Below are 15,447 nucleotides of genomic sequence, written 5' to 3' on the forward strand. Positions count from 1 at the left end.
GCGATCTCTGGCAAGGAGTCGAGATGAACCGAACGAATCGTGCCCTTCGCGCGCTGGGCGCGGTTTCGATGCCGATCCTCGTGCTGTCCGGGTGCGGTGGAACGGACGCGGACGCAGGCAAGGCGGGCGAGCCGACCGCGTCCGCGCTGCGCGAGGAAGCCACCGAGATGAACGACGCACTGGCGAGCCACGACTACGCCGCCGCGTATCGATTCCGGTCCGCGCGTTGCAGGCTCACGCTGAACGAGGACGACTATGTGGCGGCCATGGCGCAGCTCTACGATGGACGGGATCTGAAGTCCAAGCCGTCGGAGGTCACCGTCACGACGTCGGGGTCGACGGGGACGGTCACGGTCGTGAACTTCGACGCCCGCGCGGCCGAGGACGATCCGAAGCCGAAGACGTGGACGTTCATCGACGGGAAGTGGCGGTTCGACGCCTGCTGAGCGCGCGCCCCTTCCGGATCACTCGCGGCGAGCGCGGTTGGCGGCCGCGACGATCGTCGGAACCAGTCCGGGCAGGGCGGACTCGAGGTCGTCGAGGCGCAGGCGCTGGCAGGTGTGTCCGTCGATGATCAAGCGCTCGATGACGCCCGCGTCGCGCAGGATCTTGAAATGGTGGGTGGCCGTCGACTTGTTGATCGCCTCGTAGAGCGCGCCGCAGCGCACCGCCGTGCCCGCGTTGCCGAGCCTGCGCACCATCTCGAGGCGCACCGGATCTTGCAGCGCGCTGAGCACGGTGGGCAGCGCCGCCACCGGTGGCGCCTGCTCCACGTCGCGGACATCGGACATGATCTGGCTCACTCCTAGGTTTGATGATCGTCGTACCGGATGTATCGTCGACTGCGGTTCGATCATCATCAAACTTACCTGATCGGAGGGTCGATGGCAGCGACGATGGCGGTGGCCGTCGATGAGCAGGCCTCGCAGCGCTGGGCCTACGCTCTGGTCCTGGCCGCCAGCGGTGTGGCGCTGGGGGTTTCGGGCGTGCCCGCGCCGCTCTACGGCATCTACGAGCAGCAGTGGCATCTCTCGCCGCTCACCACGACCCTGGTGTTCGCCGTCTATGCGGTGGCCGCGCTGGTTGCGGTGCTGGTGTCCGGGCGCATTTCCGACGTGGTCGGCCGGAAGCCCGTGCTGCTCGGAGCTTTCGCCACGATGGTCGCCGGACTGGGGGTGTTCGTGCTCGCCGACAGCGTGTCCATGCTGCTGCTGGCGCGTGCGCTGCACGGCCTCGCGGTGGGCTCCACGGTGGTGGCGGGCGCCGCCGCGCTGCTTGATCTGCGCCCGCACCGCGGCGCGCGATCCGGGCAGCTCAGCGGCGTCGCGTTCAATGTGGGGATGGCCGTGGCCATCCTGGGCTCGGCACTGCTGGCGCAGTACGCGCCGCATCCGCTGCGCACGCCCTACGTCGTGATCACCGTCGTCTGCCTGGCGATCGGCGTCGGCGTGCTCGCGCTGCGTGAACCGCACTCGGCCCGGGTGGCCGGGCGTATCCGGATCGCCAGACCCGCGGTGCCGCAGGAGATTCGCGCCGACTTCTGGTTCTCCGCGATCGGGGTGATGGCGGCCTGGTCGGTGCTGGGCGTGCTGCTGTCGCTGTATCCCTCGCTGGCCGCGCAGCAGACCGGCATCCACAATCTGGTCTTCGGCGGCGCCGTCGTCGCCTCGACGGCGTTGTCCGGCGCCACCGCGCAACTGTTCGCGACCGGCGTGCCCGCCCGATGGGCCGCGATCCTCGGCGACACCGGCATGGCGCTGTCGCTGCTGCTGACCGTGCCCGCGCTGGCCACGCACAACTGGGTCGCGGTGCTGGCCGCGGGTGTCGCGCTCGGCGCCACCTTCGGCCTCGGCTTCGGCGGTTCGCTGCGCCACCTGTCGGAGGTCGTGCCGCAACACAAACGCGGCGAGACGATGTCGGCGTACTACTTGCTCGCTTACTCCGCCATGGCCTTGCCCACCATCCTGGCCGGTTGGGCCGCCACCACCTGGGGGCTGAGCACCGTATTCCCCTGGTTCGTCGGTGTCGTCGCTCTGGCGTGCCTGATCGCGGCCGGGCTCGGCCTGCGCCGCAACCGGGCGGCGGTCCCGCGGGCATGAACGGCGATTGGCTTTTTGTCAGGACTGTCCGCTAATGTTCTGTGTCGCATCGTGGACACGCGATGCGAGTGCGGATGTAGCGCAGCTGGTAGCGCATCACCTTGCCAAGGTGAGGGTCGCGGGTTCGAATCCCGTCATCCGCTCCACGATTTTCCCTCTCATCGCCGTCGGCTCGGACGCGTATCTCGGTTGCGGATTCGCATGTCGCTCGGCGATCCCGATCTGTTATGCATCGGTTGATACCTCCGCCCGAGACCGCTGGATCGGGGCGGTACCGGAGCCCTGATGTCGGTTGGTGTCGATCGCCCGAAGGTCCGAGTCTCCGTGCCGCATCCGAGCGGCCGAGTCGATTCAGTGCTCCGCGCGCCGACTGCTCGCGTGGCATGGCGGCTGCGGATTTGTCGCGTGTCGTGGACACATGCGCAGCCCTCCGAAGCCTTCCTCTATCAGCACTTGCATCAACTTTTCGACAGTGCTATAAGGAATCTATCTGCAAAGGCATAGGTTATGTGGACTCGACAAGGTAGATGAGGTGAGTCGGGTCATCCACAGTGAAGACAAACGATGAGAAAGGCAGGTGAGCCGCGGACCAACCGAACCGTCACGTCACTCTCTTCCGACGCGGGCCCGGCACCGGCGTCCGGGCCCGCGGCTCCCGTAGTCACGACCGCCCGCGCCCGGAGAAATGACCAACGTGCCGAACTCGACGATTCCCACCGATAGCGTCGCCGACCACCGATAGCGGCACGCCTGCCGACGACTATCTCTTGGCCTTCCGACCCGAATCTCGGTGCACGCTTGTCATGACCAGCACGACGCATTCCCGGATCCACACTCGACTTCCGCATCCGCTCCGCACCCACCGGGACACCCTCGTTCCGGCCACAACCACCGAATGGCGCCACGGTACCGTCGCCTGGTTCAACACCGAAAAGGGCTTCGGCTACCTCGAACCCGACGACCGCACGAGCCCGGTATTCGTCGACTTCCGCGCCATCGACACGCGCGGATACAAAACCCTCGCCCCCGGCCAGACCGTCGTGTTCACCACCACCGTCACCGACCGCGGCCCCGAAGCGGCGACCGTACGCCCGTACACAGCCCGCCCCTATCCACTCGGTAGGTGAAGGCCGCGGACCGAGCCGGGGCCGAGCTACGCTTCGGCGGCCGTCCGCCGCGACCGATCGGTTCGGTCACATCGGAAGCGACTGATCGAGCAGTTCATCGATGTCGCGGCAGACGTCCCCGGTCGGCACGCCTGCCACGAACGACACGTCGTGCGGGCCATCGGGGGAGTCTCTCGTCTGTGCAGTCGCGATCGCAGACCGGGCAAGCAGTGGTCCACGGCCCGCGCAGGTCACGCAGAATCGGCTCGGCAGCGGACCGATCGGCCGGCGTCGATTCGAGACGGGGTTCGAACAGTACGGGCGCCGTGCCCGCCAGGTCAACGACCTCGAGCGCTCGCAAGGTCTCGTGCTGGTGGTAGTGGAACGGCAGCGTGCAGGTCCGGGCCGCAAACTCGTCCCAGCGGGCCCGGTACCGGACGAGGGGCAGCTGGTTCGGCGCAGGTGATCGCGTGGTTCGGCTGTCGCATGCGACCTCCTGCGGGGACTACGACGCGCCGGAAGCAATGTCGTCGCTCTACCCGAGGCCGCGGGACGCAAACCGCGCGGTGGTCGTGACTTCATGTTTCGGTGCGGTCGGTACGGGCATGTCAGCACCTATCGGGCTGTCGACGCGAGGCCCGGATCCGCTACTGCGCTAGTCGTCCAGTCGCCCTCGACGAACGGAGCCAGCAGTGAAGATCGCGATGGTGTCCGACCACGCCAGCCCGCTGGCGCAACTCGGTGGTGTCGACGCCGGTGGCCAGAACGTCCACGTCGCCGAGCTATCGGCGGCAATCGCGCGACGCGGGCACGACGTCACGGTCTACACCAGGCACGACGGCTCCCAATCCGAGCAAGAGGTCATGACCGGCGCGGGCTACCGAGTCGTCCACGTCCCGGCCGGTCCCGCCGAGTACGTGCCCAAGGACCGGATCATGCCTTACCTCGGCGAGTTCTGCGCGTTCTTGCGGGCGCACTGGGCCGCGTGCCCGCCCGACCTGGTGCACGGCCACTTCTGGATGTCGGGTGTGGCGTCCGAGCCGGCGGCGCGGCAGTTGCGGATCCCGCTCGTGATGACCTTCCATGCCCTCGGCTGCGTCAAGCGGCGGTACCAGGGGACGGCGGACACCAGCCCACCCGCGCGGGTCCATATCGAGCGGATCATCGCCCATCGCGCCGCGCATGTGGTGGCGACCTGCTCGGACGAGGTGGACGAACTGTCCGGGATGGGGGTGCCGAGGCCGCGGATCTCGGTGGTGCCCTGCGGGGTCGACCTCGACTGGTTCGCCCCGGACGGGCCCGCTGACCGGCGCGGCCGAACACACCGGCTGGTCTCCGTAGGACGGATGGTGCCGCGCAAGGGTTTCGACCTCGCGATCGCGGCTCTCTCGCGCTTGCCCGACACCGAGCTGGTCATCGCGGGAGGCGAATCCGGCGATGATCCGGAGATCCGCCGCCTTCGCGGTGTGGCCGCCGAATACGGCGTGGCGCAGCGGGTGCGCCTGCTCGGGCACATCCACCGCGCGGCGATGCCCGAGCTGCTGCGCTCCGCCGATGTGGTGCTGTGCACGCCCTGGTACGAGCCGTTCGGCATCGTGCCGCTCGAGGCCATGGCGTGCGGCAAGCCCGTGGTCGCCACCGCCGTCGGTGGCCTGCTCGATACCGTCCGCGACGGGATCACCGGACGATTGGTCGCCCCCGCCACGTCGGCGGCGGTGGCCGAGGCCGTCCGCCCACTGCTGGAGGACCCAGGCCTGCGCCAGACGTGGGGTGCGGCGGGACTGCGGCGTGTCCGCAGTGGCTACTCCTGGGACCGGATCGGCGCCCGGACGCTCGACGCCTACCGGTTCGTCACTACCGATCGCTTCGCCCACGGCGAGCCGCCCATCATCGCGCCGGGAGCGACGCCGGAGGGAGCGACGTGAACCGGCGACCGGCACGGGGACTCGGCCGGAGCGGATCGCGCGCGGCGTCGGAAGCCGTGCTGGAGCGGAAGTGACGGCAACGGGCGATCCGCTGGTCGTGATCGGCGACGCGCTGCTCGACATCGACCTCGACGGTCGGGCCGACCGGCGCTGCTCGGAGTCGGCGGCTCCTGTCGTCGATGTCGCGCACCGGACGTTCCGTCCGGGTGGCGCCGGATTGGCGGCCCGGCTCGCCGCGGCGGGCGACCGGGAAGTCGTCCTCATCGCGGGCTTCGCCGCCGACGAGGCGGCTGCGCGGCTGCGCGCGCTGCTGGACCGGCACGTGCGGGTCATCGGGCTCCCCATGTGTGGTTCGACGGTCTGCAAGCAACGAGTGCGAGCGGTCGGCCCGTGGGCGAGTCCGAACGGGCGCACCCGGTCCAGGCAGGCTCGGCCACCCGTCCTGATCACCAGAATGGATTCCGGCACCGGACGAGTCGGCACGGATCCGCTGCCCGAGGAGGCGCACGCCGCGGTCGCGGCGGCGCACGTTGTACTGGTCTCGGACTACGGTCGCGGTACCGCGGCCCACCCGCGAATTCGCGCGCTGCTGCGCGACCACGCGAAACGAGTGCCGGTCGTCTGGAATCCCCACCCGCGCGGACCCGTACCGATTCCGGGGGCGGCCCTGGTCACCCCGAATCGCGCGGAAGCGCTCGATATGCTGTCCGGCCGACTCGACGAGGGGCCGGATCTGTGGAGGCTCGCCAAAGGATGGGCCGTTGCGGCGATCGCGGTCACGCTCGGGTCGGAGGGCGCCCTGGTCTGCCTGCGTGCTTCCGGTAAACGCCTGCGCATCCCGCTTCCCGCCGCCGCCAAAGCACCCGACGGCAGCGACACGTGCGGTGCGGGTGACAGTTTCTCCGTCGCTGCCGCAACCCTTCTGGGCGAGGGCAGCGAGCCGGAAAGCGCGGTGCGGCGTGCGGTGGTCGCGGCGGCCGAGTTCGTCGGCTCCGGCGCCGCCGCCGCGTTCTCGGAATCCGAATCGGCCGTGCTCTCCGGTGTGTACGCAGACAGCCGGTGGATCTGACCCGCGCGCTGCGGCTCGGGGAATTCGCCGATCGGCGTACCCGCCCAGCATGCCGGGGGATCCCGCGGAATGGGTGATGCCTGTGCCGTCTCCCGAGCATCGGGGTCGAGGTGCCCTCGCGGCGGCGTCCTCGTCTGCGTACGCGCCGAATCGGGAGCCGAGGGCAACGGGTAGCGGATTCGCGGCATCGGCGACTCGAATGCCTTGCGTAGCAGGCGGTCGACTCATGGGAGTCCGGCAGCTCGATTCGCGTCGCCCTCCGGGCCGAAGGAGTACCGCCGTGCCGGAGCCGGCGACGGATGACATACTGGTTGGGCAGGTCACCGGCTGCCGACACGATGGGTCGCGCGCCGGCCGTTGAGTCAACAGCGGATTCTCGGCCGAAGCGCGCCCATGTCCGCGTGTCCCCTCGGGGGACGTCGGCGGTCAGGGTGCCTCGTTGCGGCCGCAAGCCCCTTGTTCGTCGGAGAGGCATTGCATTCATGATCCAACGCATCGGGCCCCGCGCGTCCGCTGTGACCACCCCGTCACCGTCGGACCAGCCCGCGATCGGAAGTTTCCGGTTCTGGTTCGGCACTCGCCGCTGGGAGTGGTCTCCCGAGGTCTATCGCATGCACGGGTATCGGCCCGGTGAGATCGAACCCACCACACAGCTGCTCTTGGCGCACAAACATCCCGACGACCGCACGCACGTCGCCGAGACCATCACTCGCGCAATCGACCACGGCGAGCCCTTCTCGAGCCGGCATCGGTTCATCGACCTGTCCGGCCAGGAACACACCGTGCTCGTCGTCGCCGATCGGATACTGGACGACACGGGCGCCGCGGTCGGCACCTCCGGTTTCTACGTCGACTTGTCCCATACTCTCGCCGAGGCTCATCAAGCCATGCTCGCCGCGACTCTGCCCGGGCTTTACGAGAATCGCGCGGTGATCGAGCAAGCCAAGGGCGTGCTCATGCGCATCTACCAGATCAACGCCGATCAAGCGTTCCAGGTCTTGCGGTGGCGTTCCCAGGAAACCAACACCAAGCTGCGCGCGCTCGCCCAGCAGTTGATCGCCGAACTTCCGCTGGTGCCGCCGCCCCCACCGGATCTGGTCGCCGCGTTCGACCACATCCTGCTCACCGTCCACCACCGCATACCGCGCGACTGATCGTGGTGGAGGCGGTCCGCGCGAGTCCCGGTCGTCCGGCGCCGTGCGGGCGGATGACGCGACGGTACGGACCGAAGGCGGTCCAGGGAGACATCGCGGGAACTTCGTGGACGCGGCCCACCGGCAGCACTCCTCCGGTGGCGCGCCGCAGCCGCTGCGGCATCTCCTCGACGACGGGGGTGCCGAGAACGAACAACTATCCCGCCACCTGTCCGAAATACGAACAAGACCGCCCACGAACGCTTGACGTAGCCGCAGGACGGTACTCGGCGATCGTCGCCTCGTTCACGAACTCGCGAGCGCGTCGATCGCTGGAAGAGAAAATCGAGGAAGCTCATGGCATTGGCGACCGCGCACAGGACCGCGACGCCGCGCCGGACGCGGCGCGGAACCGACAGCTACGACGGCATCGAACCGTGGCTCGAGAAATTGTCCGCGATGGACGACAGCGACCCCGGACGTCCGCAGTTGCGGGAAGCGATCGTGCGCCGGTGCCTGCCGCTGGCCGAGCACATCGCCCGCCGCTTCGTCGGTCGCGGGGAGAACTATGAGGATCTCTACCAGATCGCCTCGGTGGGGCTGGTCCTCGCGGTCGACCGTTTCGACCCGGCGCGCGGACCCTCGTTCCTGTCGTTCGCCGTCCCGACGATCATGGGCGAGGTGCGCCGCCATTTTCGCGACACAGCTGGGCCGTGCGGGTGCCACGCCGGATCAAGGAGATCCAGCTGTCCATCGGTCCGGCCGTGGAGAAGCTCTCCCAGCGCTTGCAACGGATGCCCACCGCCCTCGAGATCGCCGTGGAGCTGAACATCGACCTGCTGGAGGTCACACAAGCGCTGCTGGCGGGCAACGCCTACTCCACCAACTCGATCGACGCTGTCATCGAGGACGACGACACCGGCAGCGCGCCGATCGCCGAGACGTTCGGCGCGGAGGATCCTTCCTACGAGCTGACCGAAGAGGCCCTCGCGGTCGCTCCCTTGCTCGCCGAACTGCCCGAGCGCGAGCAGCGGGTGCTGCGCATGCGCTTCTTCGAGGGCCGTACGCAAGCGCAGATCGCCGCGGTGCTCGGCGTCTCGCAGATGCATATCTCCCGCGTCTTGTCGCGAACCCTCGCCGACCTGCGAGAACGCGCCCTTCGCGACTGATCGCGGTACCGATACCGTCCGCGCGAGGCCGACCAGCCACGCCGGACGGGTCAGGATTGGAGAGTCGTATGCGGGGATCGGCCGTACGCCTCGCGGTAGGCGGTCGCGAATCGTCCGGGATGAGCGAAGCCCCACGCTCCGGCGATCGAGGTGACCGTGTGACCGTCGTCGGGCGAGCCGTCGCGCAGTTGTTCGTGCGCACCGCGCAGGCGAAGCCGCCGCAGATACGTCATCGGCGTCGTGTCGAGGTGGCGCCGGAACGCCAGTTGCAGCGCACGAGGGGTGACGTAGGCGGCCGCGGCGATATCGGCGACGGCGATGTCGTCGCACACATGTGATTCGAGGTACGCCAGTGCCCGCCGCACCGTATCGGGACGGGCGTCGTTGCGATCGCTCGCCGTCGGATCGGTGTGGGCGGTACTGGGGAGGGCGTGCAGCACGCTGGCGGCCAGGTACTGCGCGGCGTTCGAGGTGATCAGCGGTTGTTCGCGCGTCGTATGGTCGGCCGCGATGCCGCGCATGTGCTCCAGCACGGAGGACAGGTGCCGAGCGGCGGCCGGTGAGACCGGCCGGTGACCCGTCAGCCGCACCGGTTCCGCGTCGTGGCCGGGGGTGGCGGCGGCGACCCGGGTCAGCAGGGCGGGGTCGAACATCGTGATGCTGTAGCGGGCGTGGTGGATCACGCCGGAATACGGCAGGTCCGGGGGAGTCAGCAGCCCGACCTCTCCGGGGCGGAAGAAATCGGTACCGCTGTCGAAATAGTTCTCTTCGATCGCGCCGGTCTCCACGTGGCACAGGCAAATCTTGCCCAACGGCTGCGCGTTGTAGCTCATGTCGAAGCGCAGCTCGAAATCGTCCAGGTCGACCGGACCCAGCAACGTCCGGGTGATGGTCGTCCGAACCGGTCTCCCGGTATCGTTGCCGATCCGCATCTTGGTGTAGTTGAGGTTGAGGAATTCCTCGGTATCACTCAAGCTGTCGCTCTGGAAGGCGAATGACTCCATCGATGCGACACTCCTGCTCATTCCGGTACGGCGTCCCGTCTCGCCAGCGCGTCGTAGTAGTGGTTCATCGAGCGGCTCTGCTCGGCGTACGGACTGGTCACAACCGTTGACGTCGGTAGACGGGTGGCTAGGAGCGGTTGGTACCACGCGGCGCGACCGCGCTCGCAAGCCCGGACACACGAATGGGCGAATACCCGATCGACCCGGCTTCAATCGTCGGACGTGCACGCTCCTGCCGTGCGGCACTCGTGCCGAACCGAGTCCAGCGGCTCACCGCAGGTTCGTCGCCGCCGCTCGCGGAAGTGTTTCGACCTCGCCCGAGCGGCCACCCTGATCGAGAGGGTGCATCGTCGCCCCTCCACACGAAACCGTCCGGAAAGACGAGGAGGCCCCATGGTTTCGCAGGACACGCTCGCGCAACTGCGGCAGGACATCACCACCGCCGAGGACGCGGGCGACGAGGCGAACGCCGAGCGTCTACGCCGTGAGCTCGCCGAAGCGATGCGGGAAGCAGGCAAGAGCACCGAGACCGATCAGCGGTGACCGATCGGCGGCCGTGGAGGTCGGCGGCGCCGTGCCGCCGACCTCCGGAACGGTCATCCGGCGTTCTCCCGGTTCCAGAGCCCGACGGCTTCGGCGAGTTCCTCGCGGTGACGCCGCAGTTCGTCCGGGCGGGTTTCGGTTACCGCCACCGGCTCGGCTCAAATGCCGTGGAGCCGTGGTCAACTCGTCACCGTCTCGGTCTTTCGGCCGCAGATGTCCGCGGATTCCTTGCCGCGCTTGCTCATTCGTCGGGATCGTCGCGCGGCGGTAGATAAGGCTCGGCGTCTTCGGGATGACCGTGGGCGATGTTGCGCGCCCGTGCCAGTTCGGCATCCAGTTCCGCCCCGAGCAAGACCGCGATATTCGAGATCCACAACCACACGAGAAAGACGACGACGCCGCCCAGCGAGCCGTATACCCGGTTGTAGGAGCCGAAGTGGCTGACGTAGAACGCGAATCCCCAGGACGCCCCCGCCCAGAGCAGGACAGCCAGCGCGCTTCCCGGCGTCAGCCACCGGAACCCCGGCTGTCGCACGTTCGGCGCCGCCCAGTACAGCAGAGCGAACACCAGGCTGATCAGTGCCATCATGATCGGCCACTTGGCGATGCCCCAGACCGTGATCGTGGCCTGCCCCAGCCCGAGCCACCGACCGACCTGGTCGGCCAGCGACCCGCTGACCACGACACCGACCGTGCAAACGCCTAGCAGTGCGACCACCGTGGCGGTCAGGGCCACCCGCACCGGCACCGTCTTCCAGATCGGCCGTCCTTCCGCGATGTCGTAGATCGCGTTGGTCGCGCGCATGAACGCGCCGATGTAAGCGGACGCGGTCCACAGCGCGGACGCCAACCCGAGCAACGCCAGGGGGCCGGCCGGGGCTTGCGCCTCGTGAATATCGTTGATCGCGTCGATGAGCAGATCCGTTCCGCTGCCCGGCCCGATCTCGCGAATGGCGTCGACCAACGTCAGGGTGTCGTCCCGTCCGAGCATGCCCAGCCCGGCGGTCAACACGATCAAACCCGGAAACAGCGACAGCACACTGTAATACGTGAGAGCCGCGGCCCAGTCGCTGAGATTGTCCTCTTGGAACTCGACGACCGACCGCTTGACCACACCCCACCACGACCGCCCGGGCAGATCCGCGGGCCCGCGCAGCCGACGGTGCGGCGCGAACTTCTTCTGTAGGTCTTGCGCCACCTCGCACCTCCCGCTGGCGGCGCGATACCCGCCGTGCGCGCCTCGAAACCGCCGTGACCTCCGAGGGGTTCGATGATCCGCGGCCCCGTGGGCGGCCTTCATCGGAACGCCGACTCGGTCACCGGACGGAGACCGACCAGCCGGAAAATCCGTTGTTCGGTCAGCACGCCGACCGTAGCCTCGCTTCGGTTCTGTCCACTGATCAACCGAAGGAGCTTTCGTCATGGAACCCGTCACCGAACGCGACATCAGATCGTCGTTCGTCAACTGTTCGAAAGGAGACGCCAAGCGGTTGCCCGTCCCGAGGGACCTGGACGAGCGACCCTGGGCGGACCTGGACTTCCTCGGCTGGAGCGATCCGTCCTTCCCCGGACGCGGCTACCTGGTCGTCCCGCAGGACGATCGCCTGGTCGGCGTCGCACTGCGGTTTGCCACCGCCGGCACCGGACGGGCGCAGATGTGCACGATCTGCCTTACCACCCACACCGGCGGAGGGGTCTCGCTGATGACCGCGCACAAAGCCGGGGAATCCGGCCGCAAGGGTAACTCGGTCGGCGCCTATATGTGCACCGATCTCGCCTGCTCGCTGTACGCGCGGAACAAGAAGCGGCCCGTGCTCGGGAGCCGTTACCGGGAAGATCTCACGACCGTCGAGAAGGCCGAGCGGGTGCGCGACAACATGAACACGTTCCTCGCCAAGCTCTACTCCTGATCACTTCGCCCATCCATCAGGCAGCCGGCGCGCTGCCCGCACGAACGGAGGTAGATGCCATGTGCCGACACTCGAGAACCGCGCGGTCGAGCCACCCGGGTTTTCCTATCCTGCAGCAGCCTTGGTGGCCGTGATTCCTCGCCGGTCGAGTCGGTCCGGATCGGCCGGACCGTCCCGTCCGGCGAGGAATCACGGCTCCGGAAGCATTGAGCGCCTAGCCCGGCGAGTCGTGGCGCGTGGGTTCCCACACCTCCCGCAGGCTGGGGGCGCCCGGGACGAGATCGGGCAGGTCGGGTATCGCTTCGGTTTCGGCGACGAGCGGGGCGATGATCGCCGCGTGCTGGTCACGAGCCAGCTGCGCCGCCTGCCTGCCCGCTTCGGTGACCGAACGGCCCAGCTGTTCCGGTGTGCTTTTCACAGCGGTGGGGCTGAACCGCACGTCTACGAGGACGCCCCCGGCGTCCACGGTCACTTCCACCAGCTTGTCCGCCGACTCGGCCGTGCACCGCACCGCCGACAGCTTCTCGCGCACCTCCGACAAGTGGGTACGCTGCTCGGCGAGCGCATCCAGGATGTGCTCCACCTGATTGCGCATTCCACTGTTGGCCGAGCGCAGCCCGTCGCGTTCCCACCGATCCACCGGCACCGACCTCCTCGAGTCCGTCGTCCCGGACCGTCGAAGCGCGGGTTCGCCGCATACGCCGAATCGCGACCGGCGACGCACCCGCGTCCGAGAACGTAGGCGGGAATTGTCCGGCACCCGGGGCGCCGCCGCAGCACGCACATCCCCCTGGCTGGGAATGGTCAGGCCGGCACGGCCTCGGTTTCGTGCACCGTCAGCCAGCGGACCTCACCGGGATCGCCGATCGTCAGCACGGCTGTCACCCGACGGTGGGTGACGTTCTCCGCGGCCCGCTGCGTCTCCAGGAAACGCACGACCGCGATGTCGCCGGACCACAGGAGTTCTTCGACGTCGGATATCTCGATGCGCAAGCCGGGCACGGAGTTTCCCGCACCGCGCAGCCCCGCTGTCAACGCGCTGCGCCCCAGCACCTGGCCACCGGTCGTCACCATGCTGAAGCGCTCGTGCTGCGCCGCCGCGAACCGCTCGAAGACCTCGATCGGCGCCTGCGACCCGAGCCACGTCGCGAGGTCGGCGTGCAAGCGCTCGACCACGTCGACCAGATCGACACCCATGCGCGGCATCGTACGCGCCGCTGGTCGCCGCTTGCGGGACAAGCTCTTCGGTGCGTCATCGGGTCTCGGTAGCGCGGTCCGGACGGGCGTCAGCTCAGCCGCCGCCGTACGGGACGGTGATCAACTCCAGGAAGTGACCGCTGGGATCCAGGAAGTACACCCCGCGACCGCCGTCGTTGTGATTGATCTCGCCGGGCCGCCGCTGCTGCGGGTCGGCCCAATGATCCACCTCGTACCGCCGGATCTTGGCGTAGGCCGTGTCGAATTCGGTCTCGGAGATCAAGAAGGCGTAGTGCTGGGGTTGGATGTCGGTGATCTGGGCGGGCACGTTCGCGAAGTCGAAGGTGACGCCGCCGGGCAAGGAGACCGGAATGAACGGCCCCCAGGGGGCGCCGACTTCCAGTCCCAGGATGTCCGCCCAGAATTCGGCGGATATGCGATGGTCCCGGCAGCCGACAATGGTGTGATCGAACTGTACGGACAGTGGAGTCTCTCCTCTGAAACGTGACGGTCCCGACCCCGGGCTCGGTACAAGGCGGCCAACGGGAGCACCGTCACGGCCGACCAACTTAACACCAGCTTCGCGCGACCGCCAGTGCTCCGACCCGGTGTGCCGAGCCGTCGTGGGGGTAGCGTCGGCGGGATGAAGATTCGTGGAGCGGTCTTGGAGCGGATCGCGGCGCCGGCGCCGTTCGCCGGATCGACGCCGATCACCGTGTGCGATCTGGAGCTGCGCGAGCCGGGGCCGGGCGAACTGCTGGTCCGGATCGAGGCGGCGGGGCTGTGCCATTCGGACCTGTCCGTGGTGGACGGCAACCGAGTGCGGCCGGTGCCCATGCTCCTCGGACACGAGGCCGCGGGGCGGGTGGCCGCGGTCGGCCCGGGTGACGGCGACATCGCGGTCGGGCAGCGCGTGGTCATGACCTTCTTGCCGCGATGTGGCGAATGCGCGGGTTGCGCGACCGACGGCCGCACGCCCTGCGTGCCCGGCAGTATCGCCAACAACGCGGGCGAACTGCTCAACGGTGGGCGGCGACTGGTTCGCGACGGGGTCGAGGTGCACCACCACCTGGGTGTGTCCGCGTTCGCCACCTACGCGGTGGTGGATCGCAGATCGGTGGTCGCGGTGGACGACGACGTGCCGCCCGAGGTCGCGGCTGTCCTCGGCTGCGCTGTGCTGACCGGCGGTGGGGCCCTGCTCAATTCGGCGCGGCCGGGAACCGGGGATCGGATCATGGTCGTCGGTCTCGGCGGCGTCGGTATGGCGGCGGTGCTGGTCGCGGTCTCGCTCGCCGCGGAGGGACACGAGGTGATCGCGGTCGACACCGTGCCGGACAAACTCGCCCTGGCACGGGAATTGGGCGCGCATGCGGCGTACACGCCGGCCGAGGTCGCCGAGCTGGGTGTGCAGGCCGAGGTGGTGGTCGAGGCCGCGGGCAACATCCGCGCCTTCGAGACGGCCGTCGCGGCGACCGCGCCCGGTGGTACGACGGTCACCGTCGGACTGCCCGCCCCCGATGCCCGCGCCGCGATCTCCCCGCTGGCCTTGGTCGCCCAAGGGCGGTCCATCGTCGGCAGCTACCTCGGTTCCGCCGTGCCGTCCCGCGACATCCCCGAGTACGTCCGGATGTGGCGCGCGGGACGTCTGCCGGTGGAGCGGCTCGTCTCGGCGCACGTCGGCCTCGGGGACATCAACCGCGCCATGGACGAACTCGCCGCGGGCCACGCATTGCGCCAGGTCATCGTCTTCGACTGAACGGGCCTGCCGACAGTCTCGCCCGGATTCCGTGACCATCGGGTCACGACGGCCGCTCAGTCGGCGATCCGATCCATTCCGTCGACGAATCGTTCCAGCAGCCGGGCGAATTCGACCCGCTCGGCGGGTGTCCACTCCGCCATGGCCGCGGCCATGGCGCTGCACCTGTCCGCTCTGGCCTCGGCCGTGGCCCGGCACCCGGTGGCGGTCAGGCGCAGGACCGAACGCCGCCCGTCGCGCTGATCGGCGACCCGCTCCAGCAGGCCGGAGGAAACCGCCTGCGCCACCAGGCGACTCGCCCGCGGCTGGTCGACACCGAGCGCGGGAGCGAGGCCGCCCACCGTGTCGGCCGCGCCGTCGGCGACGGCGTCGAGTACGCGGAACACCGCGACGGGAATCGCGCCGCCGCTCAGCGCGCCACGGGTCTGCCTGCGGCGGATCCGCACCATCGCCGCTGCCACGGCGATGGTGATCGTGTCGTGCTCGTCCATTCGCTCCCTCCGTCACGGCCGCTATTTGTATGTAAAATTACATGT

At 68.7% G+C, this 15,447-nt stretch carries 16 protein-coding genes, 1 tRNA gene and 1 pseudogene; 11 read left to right on the forward strand and 7 right to left on the reverse strand.

Translation table 11 applies throughout. The annotated features are described in order from the left end of the window. Positions 1-23 precede the first annotated feature (23 nt). The gene (locus K8O92_18415; protein ID UAK29956.1) at positions 24-446 is read left to right on the forward strand and encodes a hypothetical protein; all 423 of its coding nucleotides are present in this window, start codon (positions 24-26) and stop codon (positions 444-446) included. 18 nt (positions 447-464) lie between these two features. Here the strand turns inward: K8O92_18415 and K8O92_18420 are convergent, their stop codons facing one another. Beyond that, positions 465-791: an ArsR family transcriptional regulator gene (locus K8O92_18420; GenBank protein UAK29957.1), complete on the reverse strand. Its 327-nt coding sequence runs from the start codon at positions 789-791 to the stop codon at positions 465-467. Between the two features lie 105 nt (positions 792-896). Between K8O92_18420 and K8O92_18425 the strand changes: the two genes are divergently transcribed. The 7 genes and pseudogenes from K8O92_18425 (at position 897) to K8O92_18455 (ending at position 8,501) form a co-directional block, all read left to right on the forward strand. Continuing rightward, positions 897-2,099 carry an MFS transporter gene (locus K8O92_18425; GenBank protein UAK35788.1) on the forward strand — a complete coding sequence of 401 codons (1,203 nt, stop codon included), beginning with the start codon at positions 897-899 and terminating at the stop codon, positions 2,097-2,099. Between the two features lie 70 nt (positions 2,100-2,169). After that, positions 2,170-2,245, forward strand: a tRNA-Gly gene (locus K8O92_18430). A gap of 657 nt (positions 2,246-2,902) precedes the next feature. Then, positions 2,903-3,226, forward strand: a complete 324-nt coding sequence (locus K8O92_18435; protein ID UAK29958.1) for a cold shock domain-containing protein — start codon at positions 2,903-2,905, stop codon at positions 3,224-3,226. Between the two features lie 671 nt (positions 3,227-3,897). Then, positions 3,898-5,130 (forward strand): glycosyltransferase, encoded by a 1,233-nt coding sequence (locus tag K8O92_18440; protein ID UAK29959.1) that lies wholly within the window; start codon positions 3,898-3,900, stop codon positions 5,128-5,130. 70 nt (positions 5,131-5,200) lie between these two features. Next, positions 5,201-6,199 carry a hypothetical protein gene (locus tag K8O92_18445; GenBank protein ID UAK29960.1) on the forward strand — a complete coding sequence of 333 codons (999 nt, stop codon included), beginning with the start codon at positions 5,201-5,203 and terminating at the stop codon, positions 6,197-6,199. A 482-nt stretch (positions 6,200-6,681) separates the two neighbouring features. Then, on the forward strand, positions 6,682-7,353 hold the full coding sequence (locus tag K8O92_18450) for a PAS and ANTAR domain-containing protein (protein ID UAK29961.1): 672 nt from the start codon (positions 6,682-6,684) through the stop codon (positions 7,351-7,353). 336 nt (positions 7,354-7,689) lie between these two features. After that, positions 7,690-8,501, forward strand: a pseudogene (locus K8O92_18455) (RNA polymerase sigma factor SigF). A gap of 50 nt (positions 8,502-8,551) precedes the next feature. On the opposite strand, the gene K8O92_18460 reads toward K8O92_18455, so the two are convergent. Beyond that, entirely contained in the window at positions 8,552-9,505 is a 954-nt protein-coding gene (locus K8O92_18460; GenBank protein ID UAK29962.1) for a helix-turn-helix domain-containing protein, read from the reverse strand. 393 nt (positions 9,506-9,898) lie between these two features. On the opposite strand from K8O92_18460, the gene K8O92_18465 reads away from it, so the two are divergent. Beyond that, complete coding sequence (locus K8O92_18465) at positions 9,899-10,048, forward strand: hypothetical protein (protein ID UAK29963.1); 150 nt, start codon at positions 9,899-9,901, stop codon at positions 10,046-10,048. 241 nt (positions 10,049-10,289) lie between these two features. Here the strand turns inward: K8O92_18465 and K8O92_18470 are convergent, their stop codons facing one another. Then, positions 10,290-11,348, reverse strand: coding sequence for a YihY/virulence factor BrkB family protein (locus K8O92_18470; protein UAK29964.1), 1,059 nt, complete (start codon positions 11,346-11,348; stop codon positions 10,290-10,292). Between the two features lie 121 nt (positions 11,349-11,469). Here K8O92_18470 and K8O92_18475 point away from each other — a divergent pair, with 121 nt between their 5' ends. Then, positions 11,470-11,958: an FBP domain-containing protein gene (locus tag K8O92_18475; protein ID UAK29965.1), complete on the forward strand. Its 489-nt coding sequence runs from the start codon at positions 11,470-11,472 to the stop codon at positions 11,956-11,958. 214 nt (positions 11,959-12,172) lie between these two features. Here the strand turns inward: K8O92_18475 and K8O92_18480 are convergent, their stop codons facing one another. The 3 genes from K8O92_18480 to K8O92_18490 all read right to left on the reverse strand — a co-directional run bounded on the left by K8O92_18480 (position 12,173) and on the right by K8O92_18490 (position 13,639). After that, positions 12,173-12,604 (reverse strand): YbaB/EbfC family nucleoid-associated protein, encoded by a 432-nt coding sequence (locus K8O92_18480; protein ID UAK29966.1) that lies wholly within the window; start codon positions 12,602-12,604, stop codon positions 12,173-12,175. A gap of 158 nt (positions 12,605-12,762) precedes the next feature. Then, positions 12,763-13,155 (reverse strand): DUF4440 domain-containing protein, encoded by a 393-nt coding sequence (locus K8O92_18485; protein UAK29967.1) that lies wholly within the window; start codon positions 13,153-13,155, stop codon positions 12,763-12,765. Between the two features lie 94 nt (positions 13,156-13,249). Then, a complete protein-coding gene (locus K8O92_18490) occupies positions 13,250-13,639 on the reverse strand; it encodes a VOC family protein (protein UAK35789.1) in 390 nt (129 codons plus the stop codon). A 159-nt stretch (positions 13,640-13,798) separates the two neighbouring features. Here K8O92_18490 and K8O92_18495 point away from each other — a divergent pair, with 159 nt between their 5' ends. Beyond that, entirely contained in the window at positions 13,799-14,911 is a 1,113-nt protein-coding gene (locus tag K8O92_18495; GenBank protein ID UAK29968.1) for an alcohol dehydrogenase catalytic domain-containing protein, read from the forward strand. Positions 14,912-14,967: 56 nt separating this feature from the next. Here the strand turns inward: K8O92_18495 and K8O92_18500 are convergent, their stop codons facing one another. Beyond that, the gene (locus K8O92_18500) at positions 14,968-15,402 is read right to left on the reverse strand and encodes a MarR family winged helix-turn-helix transcriptional regulator (GenBank protein ID UAK29969.1); all 435 of its coding nucleotides are present in this window, start codon (positions 15,400-15,402) and stop codon (positions 14,968-14,970) included. Positions 15,403-15,447 lie beyond the last annotated feature (45 nt).

It is taken from the genome of Nocardia asteroides, from assembly GCA_019930625.1.
In the GTDB taxonomy this organism is placed as follows: domain Bacteria; phylum Actinomycetota; class Actinomycetes; order Mycobacteriales; family Mycobacteriaceae; genus Nocardia; species Nocardia sputi.